This window comes from Bartonella sp. Raccoon60 (genome assembly GCF_002022585.1).
Classification (GTDB): Bacteria; Pseudomonadota; Alphaproteobacteria; order Rhizobiales; family Rhizobiaceae; genus Bartonella; species Bartonella rochalimae.
Genome location: NZ_CP019786.1, coordinates 1,148,490 through 1,165,095, shown reverse-complemented (window position 1 = coordinate 1,165,095; position 16,606 = coordinate 1,148,490). Strand labels below are relative to the sequence as shown.

Sequence of the window (16,606 nt, the reverse complement as noted above, 5' to 3'; positions counted from 1 at the left end):
TTTACAAAGCTTTTTCCAGTTCAGGAATAATATGATGAAGATCACCTACAAGAACGTAATCAGCAATATGCATAATGGGTGCTTCCTCATCATTATTAATAGCAACAATGGTTTGCGCATCCATTATTCCCGCTAGATGTTGGATAGCACCAGAGATACCAATAGCAATATAGAGCTTAGGAGCAACGACTTTTCCTGTTTGTCCGATTTGCCAATCATTAGGGGCATAGCCTGCATCGACGGCTGCTCGGCTTGCTCCTAAGGCAGCACCGAGCTTGGTTGCAAGCGGTAAAAGGAGTGCTTTAAACTGTTCTTCCGAACCGAGACCTCGTCCACCTGATACAATAATACGTGCTGACGTAAGATCTGGACGATCACTTTTGTTTATTTCTTCTTTGACAAAGAAAGAAAGATTTGGATGAGGAGCTGGTATTATTGTTTTAATAGGGGCAACATTTCCTTTAGGTGTTGGCGGGAAAGAAGCTGTACGCACTGTTATAATTTTTTGACGATCATTTGTACGTACAGTTTCAATAGCATTACCAGCATATATTGGTCGCTTGAAGGTATCAGGTGAGACAACAGCGATAATGTCTGAAATTTGCATGAGATCAAGAAGAGCAGCGACGCGCGGCATGACATTTTTTCCAGTGGTTGTTGAAGCTGCCATGATCACGTCATAAGCAGGTGCTTGTTCAACAATTGTCGCTGCCATGGGTTCAGCTAATTGATATGCTAAATAGTCAGCTTCGGCGACAAGTACCTGTCGAACGCCAACCAATTGAGCACATTGTTCTGCAACAGCATGAACTTTCATACCACAAACAAGAATGTCGATATCATTCCCAATGGATTGAGCAGCAGTGAGAGCTTTCGCTGTTTCTTCTGCTAAGGAATGATTATTGTGTTCAGCTAATAAAAGAATTGCCATAAGTTGTTGCCCTTTTATGCGTTATTACTTTTGATCATTTGTTAGCGCATTTTAAATGCAATTTGTTTTTTTGAGTGCACTAATAAGTTCAGTGACATTTGCTACTTTTATACCAGCTTGACGGGGTTTGGGTTCTTCAACGCTGAGCGTTGTGAGACGCTTTTGCGTATCGACACAAAGATGAGCAATATCCTTTTGTTCAATGGGTTTCTTTTTAGCTTTTATAATATTAGGCAGGGAGGTATAGCGTGGCTCATTAAGCCGTAAATCAACAGTCATAACCATGGGAAGAGGAAGGCAAATAGTTTGTGTGCCGTTATCTACTTCTCGGGTGATTTGAGCTTGTCCATTTTCTATATTTAAATATGAAGCGAAAGTTGCTTGTCCCCAACCAAGAAGGCCTGCGAGCATTTGGCCAGTTTGATTGCATTCATCATCAATGGCTTGTTTCCCTAAAAAGACCATATCTGGTTTTTCTTCAAGAATAATAACTTTTAAAGTTTTAGCAATTGCTAAGGGTTCGAGTATTTCATCAGTTTTTACGAGAATAGCGCGATCTGCTCCCATTGCAAGTCCTGTTCGTAAGGTTTCTTGCGCTGCCTCTGGCCCAATTGAAACAAGAATAATTTCTGAAATTTTTCCAGCTTCTTTTTGTCGAATTGCTTCTTCTACAGCGATTTCATCAAAAGGGTTCATAGACATTTTAACATGGGATAAATCAACACCTGTGCTATCAGATTTAACACGTATTTTGATATTGTGATCAATAACACGTTTGACAGCGACAATTATTTTCATGATGATCCTCTTTGTTTATATGCCTATGAGTTTATAGTAATAATTATGGGAAACCAAATCATTTAAAATTGAATTTTATCATAGCTCTTTTTATTTATATAAGCTTCTCTGTATTTATTTGTATTTTTCTCTCTATTTTTAACGCATAGTTTTTGTTTCGTCTCAATATTTATTCTATTTGGTTATAAAAATAGGTTTAGCCTCCTTAATTTTATACAATTATTTTCAATTTTTTTACTATTCTTAAAACTCTATTTACTAAAATGGGTCACATTTTTCATTAATTAATATGATTCATATTGAATGTAGGTAAGGGGTGGGATCTGTGAGTATTAAACACGATGTTCTGAAGCCAGTTAAGCATAAACATTGTTCTCCTTCTACTGTTAATAAAATTCAGGAAATACAAGCACCTTATGGAATAAGAATGTCAGATATTTCTGCTAAGTTACGGTATGTTTATGAAAAAATGCAGATAAAAAAAGCGCATAATCGGTTGGCTAAGCAGGGCCCTGTAGATGATAGTATAGAGTCTTATTTAAATGAAATTAGTCGGGCTATTTTGGCTGAGCATTACGCTCGAAATCAGAAAGAAGAAAAACTTTTTGAAGATTTAGAGCAAATTAAAATACTGGTTCAAACTCTTCTTTGTGAAAAAGAAAATTTACAAAAAACAATGATAAAACAATGTAAATCCTCTTCACAATCAATTAATGCAGTTGTGTACTATCTTGCACATATAGTGCGTGAAAAAAATAAGAATTCTCAATCTTATGAAACGTCCAATATTTTGAAAAAAGATAAAATGCAGCCAGGACAAAAAAATACCGATGATGTATCAGAACAAGAGGATATAAGTTCCTTATCAACGAATTCTACAGAATCATTGAAAAATTCTCTAACAGATAAAAATTCATCCGATGTTCACTTCTTAAGTGGTTTCTTTACAGGGGTTCGGCGTGCATTTTCTTTCAAAGAATAGTTTTTAGAATATACCTTTACGTTATTATGTAATCTTGTCTATTATTAGTTTTAGTGTGTTGCTCTTCAGTTACATGAAGAATATAAGAGATGTGTTATGAACGCTCATGTACATCTTTGCGGCAATATGTATGATGTCAAAGTTGTCTTATAAAGATAAAGATAAAAAATATTGAAAGAAAAAATTAAAAACAAATCTTAAATTTTTGAATATTTTGAATTAGTGAGTATTTATTTACCAATTGCTGAATTGTCATTGAGTATGCTGATTTTAATTAGCATGGGGGCGGTCGTTGGTTTTTTTTCAGGTCTTTTTGGAATTGGTGGTGGTTTTTTAATTACGCCTTTATTGATTTTCTATAATATTCCTCCTACCATTGCTGTTGGAACAGGAGCTAATCAGGTAATTGCGTCATCTGTGACGGGAGCAATTACGCATTTCAAAAAACGTACTCTTGACATTAAACTTGGTATTCTTTTGGTGATTGGAGGAGGAATTGGATCTTTGGTCGGTATTCAAGTTTTTTCTCTTCTCAGAAAATTAGGGCAGTTAGACTTTATGATTTCACTTCTTTATGTCTTCCTTCTTGGAAGTATTGGAAGTTTGATGATGGTTGAAAGTTTATGTGCTATGATGCGACGATGCAAAAAAGAAAAGGTCACTTCTCATTCTCCTCGTTATTATAATTGGATCGATCGATTGCCATTTAAAGTTTATTTTCAAGCGTCGATGATTTATGTAAGTATTATTCCAGTTTTAGGAATTGGTTTTGTTGTAGGGTTATTGTCTTCCATTCTGGGCGTTGGTGGGGGATTCATTACAGTGCCGGCACTGATTTATCTTTTACACGTTCCGACCAGTGTGGTGGTTGGAACTTCACTTTTTCAGATGACATTTGTATCAGCTTTTACCACCGTTCTGCAAAGTGTAAGTAACCAGTCGGTTGATATTGTTTTAGCTTTTTTACTTACGATTGGAGGGGGAATCGGAGCCCAATACGGAGTAAGGACTGGACAAAAGTTAAAAGCAGAACAATTACGTCTGGCACTTGCGTTTCTTGTTATAATTGTGTGTATGCGCTTAGCTTTCCAGTTATTTATACGCCCTGATAATCTTTTTTCTCTTGTTATTCTTATGGGATGATAATGGATAAATTTTTCCTCTTATTTATCATGTCAAGCTGGTTTTGTGTTGTTTCTTTCTCTATAGAGGCACAGGGCAGTGAGGAAGTTGGATCAGAAGAGAAGGAGGTTATGCAGATTATTGTTACAACAAATACGATTACAGTTGGGGCAAATTTTTCTGGTCATGATCTTTATATTGCTGGTGTTTTGGAAAATATGAATCCGTTATTCCGCCAACAAAATCGTTATGATGTTATAGTTAGTTTAGAAGGGCAAACTCGATCGATCATTGTAAGAGAAAAGAAACGTAAGTTGGGAATATGGGTTAATGCAGATTCCGTAACTTTTAAAAATGCTCCTCTATTTTATTCAATGGCAACAACGCGTGAAATAGAGAATATCACTGATGCTGAGAGTTATAAACGTTTAGGTCTAGGATTACCTTATTTTTTTCTTTCAACCAATGAAAAAGATCAAGAAAAAATACAAAGTTTTCGTAGTGAGTTGATAAATTTGCAGAAAGCTAAAGATCTCTATCATGAAGAAGTGGGTGGTGTTTATTTTGGTTCTGGTTCCTTATTTACAGCACATTTTCAATTGCCTGCAAATGTTCCTGTTGGACGTTATCATGTGAATGCTTACCTTTTCCGTGATGGGCAGTATGTAAGTAGTGCGACAACTACTCTTGAAATTGTTAAAGCACATGTTGTCTATACCATTTTTCATGAAGCACGCAAACACAGCTTTTGGTATGGAATAGTTGCTGTTCTTGTTGCTGTCATTACAGGATTTTTGTGCCGTTTTGCTTTTCGGAAAGAGTAGAATAAAGAAAAACTGTAAGGCGTTTAATTTTTCTGTTGAATGATGATATAAGAAAAAAGATAATAATATTTTATTGCTTAAATATAAACTTCTTTTTCTGAACAATGCTTCCATCAATCAATATTTGTATGCGATAAGAGTGAATGTGGTGTTGATATTAAAATAACATGGAAGAAATTTAAAAAATTATAATTCCTGTTGTCGGTAAAGATTTAAAAGTCTATCTTTCCTAAAAAAGATGAAAAGGGTTTCATCCAAGAAGATGTGTTATGGACAAAAAGAATGAAAACATATGTCATCTTATCAGTATAGTTTAGTCTATCATCAATATAAGCGAATTGAAGAATACGATGGATTTGTTTCTTGAAAAATCAGTAGCAACAAATGCAGCAGAGTTTAGTGTCTCTGAAATAGCAGGAGCTTTAAAACGTATTGTTGAAGAAAAGTTTGGTTATGTACGTGTGCGTGGCGAAATATCAGGTTATCGTGGTGTACACGCTTCAGGGCATGCCTATTTTGCTTTAAAAGACGATAAAGCTCGATTAGAAGCTGTTATTTGGCGAGGTGTGATAGAAAAACTCCAATTTCCTCCTGAGGAGGGAATGGAAGTGGTTGCTGTAGGTAAGTTAACAACTTATCAGGGATCATCAAAATATCAAATTATTATTGACTCTCTTGAGCCAACAGGGGTTGGCGCTTTGATGACTCTTTTAGAAAATCGTAAGAAAAAATTTGCAGACGAAGGCTTGTTTGATGAGGCGAAGAAAAAAAAATTGCCTTATATGCCTCGTGTTATAGGAGTCGTGACGTCACCAACAGGAGCTGTTATCCGTGATATTATTCATCGTATATCAGACCGTTTTCCTTTACATATTTTTGTTTGGCCTGTACGGGTCCAGGGAGAGACTAGCGGTCAAGAAGTAGCTGCTGCTATTGCTGGGTTTAACGCTCTACCTTTAGAAAGTGCTATCTCTAAGCCTGATCTTATTATTGTGGCGCGTGGTGGGGGCAGTTTAGAAGACCTATGGGGATTTAATGACGAAGCAGTTGTCCGTGCTGTTAGCGTATCTGCTATTCCAATTATTTCTGCAGTTGGGCACGAAACAGATTGGACACTCATTGATTATGTTGCAGATTGGCGAGCACCAACTCCTACAGGAGCAGCGGAAAAAGCTGTACCAGTTAAATTCGATCTTGAAACACACTTAGCTTCACTTAGCTTACGCTTTCGCGTAGGAGCGGCGCGTTATTTTAGTTTTTATAAACAAAAATTATCTGCTGTTGTACGAGGTCTTCCTACTGCTGATCAGTTATTTGCTTTGCCGCGGCGTAGTTTTGATGAAATTTCAAGTCGGTTACAACGTGCTCTTTGTGTTAATTATGATAAAAAACGTTTTTATTTTTATACACTTGTTATCCGACTTTCCCCACGTTTATTGAATACTAAAAAAGCACAACAAAATACAAAAGAGTATACAGTACGCCTTCATCATGCTTTTTTACGTAATGTTGAAAAAAGACGTGTCCAAATAAAAATGGCATTTAGACTTTTAAAAAGTACATCTTATCAAAGTATTTTAGAGCGTGGTTTTGTTTTAGCCTTAGGGCAAGAGAATAAACCAATTAAACGATTAGCACAGTTTCCTAAAACAGGACAGATAAGCTTACGATTTTTTGATGGTGAAATTAATGTTTCAACTTGTAATTCTGTGTCTAAGAGCGTTCCAAAACCCAAGAAGCGATTAAAACAGTGGCAGGATGATGATCAAGGAACGCTTTTTTGATAGGGTGAATATTCATGCTTGATAAAGGTCTTCTTATGGGTAAAGATGGAAAAATTCGTTGTTCGTGGGCAGGGACTGATCCACTTTATTGTGCTTATCATGATGATATATGGGGAAAGCCTGTTTTTGATGATCGTCTTTTGTTTGCACAAATTTGTCTTGAAGGCTTTCAAGCAGGACTTGCTTGGTTAACAATTTTAAGAAAAATATCCAATTTTTATGATGCTTTTGATGGTTTTGATTTTGAAAAGATTGCACAGTATGATGAAAAAAAAATAGAAATATTGATGCAAGATAAAGGCATTATTCGCCATCGAGGTAAAATTAGATCAGTTGTTAATAATGCTCTCAAAGCTCAGGAAATTATAGCAGAATGGAACAGTTTATCTCATTATTTTTGGTCTTTTCAGACACTACAGTCTGAACAATATGAGAAGACAGATTGTCAGACATGGAAAACTAATTCTGTAACGCCTGCGTCTATCCGTCTTTCTAAAGATTTAAAAAAGCGTGGTTGGACATTTGTTGGCCCTATTACTTGTTACGCTTTTATGCAGGCAGTAGGGATTGTTAATGATCATCTTGAAGGATGTTTTTGTCGATAAATTTGCACAATATTTAAATTTAAGCACGGTTGTAAAATTTTTATCATACAAAATAATATTTAAATGTTTATGTAGGGTGTATGAGATCTTTTCAGTTGATAAATTAATATTTTAAGAAGAAATTTTGCATCTAAGCTTAAAAAAATCTCTCTTCACTAGGGTGCTTAATTAGGGGAGGGATATTGATGTAGTGCATAATTTAACATTTAGAATTTTATGATATTTCTGAAAGAGAATAAATATTAAAATTAAAAAGAGTATGTTTTTGTGAAACTCTATGATAAATTTATTTTTCAATGAATAAAATACATTGAATTGTATGTTGTTTTTTGATTACGGTAATTTGGGGGAGTGATCAGAGAGATTGGTGTTCTGTATTTTATAGCGTTTTGAAGACTTAAAATGCAAAAATGGCTTGTTTTTTAGTTTGGTCTTTAAAAGTTAGGTCGCTTTTAGTCGAAGCAGTTATTCAAAAAGATTTGATATATTTACAATACCAAAATATCATGCTACGGTCGTGCCTAATTATCAAAAAGAGATTTGGATATGGTGAGTAAAGTGTTTTTTATAATGCAATGAAGAAATAAGTTTTATTGATTAAGAAAGTAATAACTATGTATACAGAGATACTTATGTTATGTTTACCTAGTGTTTTCTGATGTAAATTCATTGATTTATATGTAAGCGGCTGATCTATATAATAAAATTCTGGAAGGAAAGTCCATGAATATGAAAAAGAATATATTGAAAGCGAGCTGTTTTTTTGTTTCTGTTCTCGTATCTATAAGCGTTTTTGAGCAAAAAACACTAGCAAAAACACCTGTTGATACGTTTGTAATGGCTTGGAATCTTGATGCAATTAAAACGTTTGATCCAGCACAAATCAATGATGTTTATAGTCATGAAATTATTCTCAATATTTGCTCTAGTTTGGCTGATTCTTCTCCCAATGATGCAACTAAGATTATTCCTAGTTTAGCAAAGAGTTGGGATGTTTCAGGTGAAAATAATACAGTAATTACCTTTCATTTGCGTGATGATTTGAAGTTTTCTGATGGTCGATCTGCTAGTGCTCATGATTTTGTTTGGAGTATGAAACGGATTGTTGAATTGGATATGGCAGGTGCGACGGCATTTAAAGAGTATGGTATTACCAAACAAACAGTTGATGATGCTATTCAAGCATTAGACGAAAAAACTGTCGTGATGAAATTTGATAAGCCATATCCAGCAGAGCTCATTCTTAATAGTATTGCTGCTAATCGTGTTGCTCTTTTGCTTGATCGTGAAACAATTCTGAAACACGAAAAGAATGGTGATATGGGAAGCCAATATCTAGCGACTCATTCAGCTTGTGTTGGACCCTATCAGTTAATCGATTGGCGTGCAGGAGAAGCAGTATTGTTAGGTGCTAATCCTCATTATTGGGGGGAAAAACCGAAACTCAAAAAAATTCTGATCCGCCATGTTGCTGAGCCAAGTACACAACGTTTATTGCTAGAAAAAAGAGATGTTGATGTCGCTCGTGATTTGACGGTGGATATTTTAGAAGATCTTCAAGAAAAAACAGATGTTAAGGTTGAAAAAGTATTGCAGTCAGCCATGTTTTATTGGGGATTTAATATGACACATCCTATTTTATCCAATGAAAAAGTGCGTTTGGCTCTGCGTTATCTTATTGATTATGAAGGGCTTGGTAAAACAGTGTTGAAAGGTACTGGTATTCCTCGTGCTAGTTTTATGCCTATCGGAAGTTTAGGTGCTTTAAATGAAAAAGAAGGATTGCCTTTTAAGCTTGATCTTGAAAAAGCTAAGCAGCTTCTAACTGAGGCAGGGTATCCAAACGGATTTGAAATAAGTGTTCTTATAGGAGCTTCTAATTCTTTGCAGATTGTTCAATCCATTCAAGATAATGCAGCAAAGGTTGGTATTCGTCTGAACATTAAGCATCTTGCAGGAACACAGCTTTTTTCAAAAGCTTATGCACGTGCTTTTGAAACAATTATTTTGGGATGGAATAGTGAGTCTGTAGATCCTCATACGACAGCTTCACGGATTGTTTTCAACCCTGATAATCAGTTTGAGTCTAAAAATACAGCTTATCCTAGTTGGCAACATGGGTATTTTGATGAAGAGATGAATCAAAAAGTTCAAGACGCTTTGTTTGAAAAAGATCAAACAAAACGGGCACAAAGATATGTCGATTTACAAAACGAATTTATGCAAAAGGGACCTTATGCTTTTCTGTATCAGAAATATAATGTTGTAGCCATCTCCCCTGTTATTAAAAAATGGAGTTGGAATAGTGCACCGCGCATTTTCTATCATACAATTGAAAAATAAATACATATTGGATTATGCGATGTGTAAAGGGTAAGTAATTCGCGCAATCGAGTAAAAGTATATTTCTCTGTACATAGAACCTGAAAAATAAGGTGCTGTCTTGTAATTGAACAGTTATCATCAATTTTTGTTTGAAAGGGTTGGTACGATAAAAAATGCAAACTGAATGGCTGTATAAGAAAATGTTTAAGAGAATTTATGCTTTATTAGGATCAATTGTTTTTTTTAGTGGATTAATGCCAATAATGTTGCATGCATCCCCTAAAAATACATTAGTGATGGCATGGAGTATTGATTCGATTACCAGTTTTGATCCAGCACAATCTGTAGAAGTTGTAACGAGTGAGTTATTGACGAATATTTGCAGTGCATTGGTACAGTATGATCCACATAACTCTACAGAAATTCAGCCTGCTATGGCCAAATCTTGGGATGTTTTGGATGATGGGAAAAAAATCATTTTTCATCTTCGTGATGATTTAAAATTTGATGATGGAACATTAGCGACTGCACAAGATCTTGCTTGGTCAATGCAACGGGTTGTTAAATTAGGATTGAGTTATGCTCAATCTTTAAAAGATTACGGATTTACTGAAGATAATGTTGAAACAAAGATCCAAGCTCTTGATGATAAAACTTTACAAATGCAATTTGATAAACTTTATCCTCTGCGTCTTATATTGACTGTAATTGGACAATCTTATGCTTCTGCTTTGCTGAATCGGCAGAAACTCGAAATGCATGCTGTTAATAATGATATGGGAAATAAATATTTAGCGACTCATTCAGCGTGTGTTGGGCCTTATAAATTAGTACGTTGGGCTCCCGGAGAGCGCGTTGTTTTAGAAGCAACACAACATTATTGGGGAGACGCACCGAAAATTGAGCGGATTTTAATACTTCATGTGGCTGAATCAGCAAGTCAGAGGTTCCTTTTGGAAAAGGGTGTTGTAGATATATCTCGTGATCTCTCTTCGGAAGATATATTGGATATTGAGAAACAAGAGGGGCCTCTTGCAGTTCATCGTGTTTTACGTCCACAGTCTGTTTATCTTTCGTTGAATAATAAGAATGTAATTTTTGCCAATGAAAAAGTGCGTTTGGCATTTCGTTATCTAGTCGATTATGATACGCTTGGTAAAACTGTTTTAAAAGGGATTGCTATTCCTCGTGCAAGTTATATGCCGTTGGGGATACCAGGCGCTTTAGATGAAAAAGAGGGTATGCCATTTAAGTTGGATTTGAAAAAAGCAAAACAGTTAATTAAAGAGGTGGGCTATGTAAATGGCTTTAAGGCCAATCTTTTAGTTGGCAGTTTGTCCTATATGTCATCTGTTGCACAAATCATTCAAGAAAATGCTCGTAAAATTGGGATTGAACTTTCCATTGAAAAAATGTCACAAGCTCAATTATTAAATCGTGTTCGTGGTGGAAATTATGATATTGCTATTATGAGTTGGAATACAGCTGACCCTGATGGGCATGCATCTTCATGGCATCATGTTTTTAATCCTGATCCGACATTTACTAAACCGTATAATATGCATTTGGCTTGGCGGGCTGGATATTATGATGCAAAGGCAAATAAAATGGTGATGGATGCTTTATTTGAAGAGGATAAAAGTAAACGCTTCGAGCAATATCGAGAACTGCAAAATTATATTTTAAATCACGGTCCTATGGCTTATTTATTCCAGACATATTATACTATTGGAGTAGGACCTGCAGTGAAAAAATGGGTCTGGAATAGTTTCAGGCTTTATTATAATAAAGCTGAAAAATATATGTAATCAAATGATGAACGAAGTCATATGTAATGTATGGTTAAAATTTGTTTGACTGTAGGGCGAGAAATATCGCTAAACTTATGTTTCATAAGTCGGTAGGGGGATATTATGATAACTTCATCATTGTCAAAAACGGATATAGCAGCATCGCCGAATCAGAAAAATTTCTATATGTTGGCCTTTTTTTTCAAAATTTTTAAACTTTTTATTTCGGTATTTGTTACGTTAATTGGCTTAATAACCATTACTTTTTTTATTGGTCGCCTTCTTCCTTTAGATCCTGTTATTGCTATTCTTGGAGATAATATTAGTCAAGAAGCTTACGATAAAATGTTCTATCGTTTGGGCCTTGATAAGCCATTGATCATTCAATATTGGACCTATCTTCAAAATATTTTTTTGTTTGATTTTGGAGATTCTTTGATTTCAGGGCGTCCTATTTTAGAAGATATCATGCATGTATTTCCTCCAACGCTGGAATTAGCAACAGTTGCTATTATTATTGGTACAAGCTTTGGTATTCCATTTGGTATCATTGCAGCAATGTACCGTAATTCACCCATTGATTATTTTGTACGTCTTTTTACACTGTGTGTTTATTCAACGCCAACTTTTTGGCTTGGATTGATGGCGTTATTGGTATTTTACAATAAGCTTGATTGGATTGGTGGTCCAGGACGTATTGATTTTATTTATGAATATTCTTTTGAAGCTAAGACGGGGTTTTTTCTTTTGGATACTGCAATGCAGGGGCAATGGGAAGCTTTTGGCAATGTTTTCAGTCATATTATTATGCCTGCTTTAATTCTAGCTTTTGGTGCTATGGCTTATATTAGCCGTATGACACGTGGATTTATGATTGAACAACTCAATCAAGAATATATTATTACTGCACGTGTTAAAGGATTATCATGGCGACAAACAGTTTGGAAGCATGCTTTTCGCAATGCTGCTGTTCAGATTATTACTGTTGTTGGACTTTCTTATGCTTTTTTATTAGAAGGTGCTGTGTTAACAGAAACTGTTTTTGCTTGGCCTGGATTTGGACGTTATTTAACGAGTGCACTTTTGGCAGGTGATATGAATACGGTTGTAGCTTGTACACTACTTATAGGGTGCTTTTTTATTGTTATTAATTTACTTTCTGATTTATTTTATAATATTTTCGATCCAAGGACACGTTAAATTATGGCAATATTGTACAAAAACGAACCCCAATTAAAACATTGGTCAAATAAGCCTGTTCCACAGTCAGTTATTCAGGCAAATATACAAAAATTTTATCATTCGTTAATCCGATTTTTTCGTAATATTTCTGCTTTATTGGGTTTTATTATTATTTTTTCTATTATTGTATGTGCGATTTTTGCACCTTGGATTGCTACCCATGATGTTGTAAGCAATGATCTTGCTCATCGACTTCTTCCACCATCTTCATCGCATTATTTAGGAACAGATGAATTAGGACGTGATATTTTTAGTCGCTTAATTTTTGGTATGCGTATTACCCTTTATATTGTTTTTCTAACTACCATTATTGTGGCACCTATAGGACTCATTGTAGGGACAACAGCCGGTTATATAGGAGGATGGGTTGATACTATTTTGATGCGTATTGTTGATATTTTTCTTGCTTTTCCAAGTTTGATTTTAGCACTTGCTTTTTCGGCTGTTTTAGGACCAGGTATTGAAAATGCTGCAATTGCGATTTCAATTGCAGCATGGCCACCAATTGCACGTTTAGCGCGTGCTGAAACTTTGACAATACGCTTATCTGATTATGTTTCTGCCGTTCGTCTACAGGGAGCATCTTCTTTTCGAATTATTCTATTCCATATTGCACCGATGTGTATTCCCTCGGTAATTGTACGGTTAACGTTGAATATGTCTGCGATTATTTTAACGGCTGCCGGTCTTGGTTTTTTAGGATTAGGCGCTCAGCCACCCAGTCCTGAATGGGGAGCTATGCTTTCAACTGGTCGTGAATTTATGATGACAAGTTGGTGGTTGGCGGCAGTTCCCGGTTGTGCAATATTGCTTACGAGTCTGGGTTTTAATCTTTTAGGTGATGGACTTCGTGATATATTGGACCCGCGCAATGAGTAAAAAATTATTAGAGATAGAAGATTTACACATTTCATTTCCTATAACAGGTGGTATTTCAGATGTTGTGCGTGGTGTTAGCTTTTCTGCTGGGAGAGAAAAAATTGGAATTGTTGGAGAATCTGGATCCGGAAAATCAATAACTGGACGTGCGATTTTAAAACTAAATCCGAAGTCAGCAATCGTTAAAGCTAAAAAAATGCGTTTTGATGATATAGATTTGTTATCTGCGAATGAGTCTCAGATGCGTACTATTCGGGGAAAACGTATTGCAATGATTTTACAAGATCCAAAATATTCGCTTAATCCGTTAATGCGAATTGGGGATCAGATCATAGAAGCTTACTGTGTTCATTATCGTGTTTCAAAAATGGATGCGTGGAAACAGACAATTTCTATGCTCGAATCTGTTCATATTCGTAATCCTGAACATGTTATGCGGTTATTTCCTCATGAAATATCAGGTGGAATGGGGCAGCGGGTTATGATTGCTATGATGCTTATTTCAAAACCTGATTTAGTCATTGCTGATGAACCAACATCCGCACTTGATATCACAGTTAGATCTCAGGTTTTAACGGTGCTGGATGAGCTTGTAACAAAATCTGGAATGGGACTTATTTTCATTAGTCATGATTTGAATATGATTGCTAATTTTTGTGATCGTGTTTTGGTTATGTATGCTGGTCGTATCTTAGAAGAATTGTCAGCATCTGATTTATCTCGTGCACGTCATCCCTACACAAAAGCTTTGTTGGCAAGCTTGCCACGGCTTGATAATCCAGTTGATGTTTTAGCTGTTCCTGAGCGAGATCCTAGTTGGTTAGATGGGCCTGCAATTGTTCATGGTGTTGAAAGAGGTTAGTATGACCAATTATGAAAATATTGTTGATGTTTCTGATTTATCTGTAACCTTCGGACGTGGTTATCGAGCAACGCCAGTTGTGAAAAATGTTAATTTTCATATTAAGCGTGGTGAAGCTTATGGTTTGATTGGTGAATCAGGGTGCGGTAAATCAACTATTTTAAATGCATTAGTTGGGTTAGTTCCCTGTTCGAGTGGACAGGTCATTTTTGATGGAAAAGAAGTACCGCAGAAAAAAGATAAGGCTTTTCTACGTCGTATTCAAATGGTTTTTCAAGATCCTTATGCATCGCTTCATCCACGAAAAATGATTTATACTGCTCTTTCTGAAGCTCTCTCCATCCATAACATGGATAATAAAGAAGAACGGATACAGAATGTTTTGGATTCTGTTGGTTTAGGTTCTTCATTTTTTTATCGTTATCCACATGAATTATCTGGAGGTCAACGTCAACGTGTTGCTCTTGCGCGTGCTTTGATTATTGAACCAGCAGTTTTGTTACTTGATGAACCAACATCTGCATTGGATGTATCTGTGCAGGCTGAAATTTTAAATTTATTAAAATCATTACGACAAGAAAAACATTTGACTTATTTAATGGTTTCTCATGATCTTGCTGTTATTGCACATATATGCGATCGTTCTGGGATTATGCACAAAGGTGTAATTATTGAAGAGTTAAGCAATAGCGATTTGCGTCATTTACACGCAAAAGATGACTATACAAAGATGTTTTTTAAATCCAGTATTGAGGCTATTGTTCATAGAGAAGAGAGAGCATTATAAGTCTTATGAGGAGATCAACTTTCTTTTTTAGATAGCTTTTTTCAAAACTAGGAATTTTAAAAGTATAGGGTGAAAAGTTAATTTGAATGATCAGGTTATGTTCTGTGTATATGATTATACATGACTTCATTATAAATCCGAGCAATTAATTCTGAACAACTCGTATTATTCTTTGTGCTCATACTGCTTTTAATCATTTTATTATAAAAATTGAAAATAAAAAACACAGAAAAATAATTGTTTCATTTTTCCATATAATTACATTAAGCCCTTGAGTGATGAAAGAATAGTATTACTATAAAATTCTTTTAAGAAAAATTTATGTATTTTTTATTGCTTTCTATTCATTGATTATAAAAAGTTATTTATAATAATTCAGCAAAATTAATTGGAGTTATATGATGAAAATTTTTCTAAAAAATGTCATAAAATAAATATTGGTAGCGGAGGAGGGATTCGAACCCCCGACACAAGGATTATGATTCCTCTGCTCTAACCTACTGAGCTACTCCGCCAAAACAGATAAATCTGATTAAGTCATTTTATCTTTTGTGGATACTAAGAGGTAGAATAGTAAGATGTCAAGCATCGTTTTTAAGCTTTTCTCTTGTTATTCTGTTTCATCCCGGATATGGAATGAATTGAAAGTATAAATTTTATATAATTGACAGAATAAGGCATAAAAAATGGCGCCACGTGTAGCGGTTTTAGGGTGCGGTTATTGGGGTAAAAATCATATACAGACCCTTCAAACTCTTGGAGTTTTAGCAGCAGTTTCTGATACTGATGCTGATCGCGCTGCACATTTTGCAAATACGTATGGTGTTATAGCTATTACACCCGATGAGCTTTTTACTCATAAAGATATTGATGCACTTGTTCTAGCTTTACCCCCACAATTTCATACGGAAAATGCGCTACGGGCTCTTAAAAGTGGTAAGGATGTTTTGGTTGAAAAACCAATTGCTTTGAATGTAGCTGATGCTGAACTTCAAGTTAAGATTGCTCATGAATATGGGCGGATTTTTATGGTAGGCCATATTTTGCGTTTTCATCCTGCCTTTGAAAAATTATGTGAATTAATAGAGCAAGAAGCATTAGGAGATATCCGTTATATTTATTCTCATCGGTTAGGGTTCGGTAAATTTCATACACAAAGCAGCGCTTTATGGGATCTTGCTCCTCATGATCTTTCAATGATTTTAGCTTTGACAAAATGTGAGCCTTTTCAGGTGCATGGAGAAGGATCTGCAGTGATTAACCAGCTTTCTGATTTTGCGCATGTTCATATGACATTTCCCAATGGTATACGCAGTCACCTCTTTACTTCACGTCTTAGCCCTTATTGCGAAAGGCGCTTAACAGTTGTTGGTACAAAGGCTATGCTTGTATTCGATGATATGGAACCGTGGAATCGTAAATTAGCATTCCACAATTTTTCTGTTTGGCAGGAGAATAAAAAATGGGTTTCTAAGGTTGATAAGATAAATTATATTGATATTTGTGAAGGTTTACCGCTTACTTACGAATTACAGCATTTTCTAAATTGTGTTGAGACACGTCAATTGCCTCGTACAAATGGAAAAGATGCTGTCGCTATTTTAAGAGTTTTAACTGCAGCTAGTGTCGACCATTATGAGTAAAAGATAAAGTATGCTTTCCTAATTGTAATTAT

Annotated in this window: 13 protein-coding genes, 1 tRNA gene and 1 pseudogene; 12 read left to right on the top strand and 3 right to left on the bottom strand. The window is 35.3% G+C overall.

The genetic code is table 11. The features are described 5' to 3' along the window. Nucleotide 1: 1 nt before the first annotated feature. Together Bra60_RS05095 and Bra60_RS05090 are read right to left on the bottom strand one after the other, a co-directional pair. Nucleotides 2–931, bottom strand: coding sequence for an electron transfer flavoprotein subunit alpha/FixB family protein (locus Bra60_RS05095; protein ID WP_035006874.1), 930 nt, complete (start codon nt 929–931; stop codon nt 2–4). A gap of 51 nt (nt 932–982) precedes the next feature. Next, nucleotides 983–1,729, bottom strand: coding sequence for an electron transfer flavoprotein subunit beta/FixA family protein (locus Bra60_RS05090; RefSeq protein WP_035006877.1), 747 nt, complete (start codon nt 1,727–1,729; stop codon nt 983–985). Between the two features lie 325 nt (nt 1,730–2,054). On the opposite strand from Bra60_RS05090, the gene Bra60_RS05085 reads away from it, so the two are divergent. The 11 genes and pseudogenes from Bra60_RS05085 (at nt 2,055) to Bra60_RS05035 (ending at nt 14,931) form a co-directional block, all read left to right on the top strand. Then, nucleotides 2,055–2,711, top strand: coding sequence for a hypothetical protein (locus tag Bra60_RS05085; protein WP_078688828.1), 657 nt, complete (start codon nt 2,055–2,057; stop codon nt 2,709–2,711). Between the two features lie 222 nt (nt 2,712–2,933). Then, entirely contained in the window at nt 2,934–3,854 is a 921-nt protein-coding gene (locus Bra60_RS05080) for a sulfite exporter TauE/SafE family protein (RefSeq protein ID WP_078688827.1), read from the top strand. A 2-nt stretch (nt 3,855–3,856) separates the two neighbouring features. Beyond that, nucleotides 3,857–4,657, top strand: a complete 801-nt coding sequence (locus Bra60_RS05075) for a TIGR02186 family protein (protein WP_078688826.1) — start codon at nt 3,857–3,859, stop codon at nt 4,655–4,657. Nucleotides 4,658–5,007: 350 nt separating this feature from the next. Then, entirely contained in the window at nt 5,008–6,441 is a 1,434-nt protein-coding gene (gene xseA, locus Bra60_RS05070) for an exodeoxyribonuclease VII large subunit (protein ID WP_078698129.1), read from the top strand. Continuing rightward, nucleotides 6,419–7,046 (top strand): annotated as a pseudogene (locus Bra60_RS05065) (DNA-3-methyladenine glycosylase I). The gene xseA and the pseudogene Bra60_RS05065 overlap by 23 nt, the downstream one beginning before the upstream one ends. 723 nt (nt 7,047–7,769) lie before the next feature. After that, a complete protein-coding gene (locus Bra60_RS05060) occupies nt 7,770–9,389 on the top strand; it encodes an ABC transporter substrate-binding protein (RefSeq protein WP_078688824.1) in 1,620 nt (539 codons plus the stop codon). Nucleotides 9,390–9,571: 182 nt separating this feature from the next. After that, complete coding sequence (locus Bra60_RS05055) at nt 9,572–11,179, top strand: ABC transporter substrate-binding protein (protein WP_078689060.1); 1,608 nt, start codon at nt 9,572–9,574, stop codon at nt 11,177–11,179. Nucleotides 11,180–11,347: 168 nt separating this feature from the next. Beyond that, nucleotides 11,348–12,361, top strand: a complete 1,014-nt coding sequence (locus Bra60_RS05050; RefSeq protein WP_371326066.1) for an ABC transporter permease — start codon at nt 11,348–11,350, stop codon at nt 12,359–12,361. 3 nt (nt 12,362–12,364) lie between these two features. Further along, nucleotides 12,365–13,282: an ABC transporter permease gene (locus Bra60_RS05045; protein WP_078688822.1), complete on the top strand. Its 918-nt coding sequence runs from the start codon at nt 12,365–12,367 to the stop codon at nt 13,280–13,282. Continuing rightward, entirely contained in the window at nt 13,275–14,144 is an 870-nt protein-coding gene (locus tag Bra60_RS05040; RefSeq protein WP_078688821.1) for an ABC transporter ATP-binding protein, read from the top strand. The genes Bra60_RS05045 and Bra60_RS05040 overlap by 8 nt, the downstream gene beginning before the upstream one ends. A gap of 1 nt (nt 14,145) precedes the next feature. After that, on the top strand, nt 14,146–14,931 hold the full coding sequence (locus Bra60_RS05035; RefSeq protein ID WP_078688820.1) for an ABC transporter ATP-binding protein: 786 nt from the start codon (nt 14,146–14,148) through the stop codon (nt 14,929–14,931). 438 nt (nt 14,932–15,369) lie between these two features. On the opposite strand, the gene Bra60_RS05030 is transcribed toward Bra60_RS05035, so the two are convergent. Further along, nucleotides 15,370–15,446 (bottom strand) — tRNA-Met (locus tag Bra60_RS05030). 171 nt (nt 15,447–15,617) lie between these two features. Between Bra60_RS05030 and Bra60_RS05025 the strand changes: the two genes are divergently transcribed. After that, nucleotides 15,618–16,574: a Gfo/Idh/MocA family protein gene (locus Bra60_RS05025; RefSeq protein WP_078698128.1), complete on the top strand. Its 957-nt coding sequence runs from the start codon at nt 15,618–15,620 to the stop codon at nt 16,572–16,574. Nucleotides 16,575–16,606: the final 32 nt, after the last annotated feature.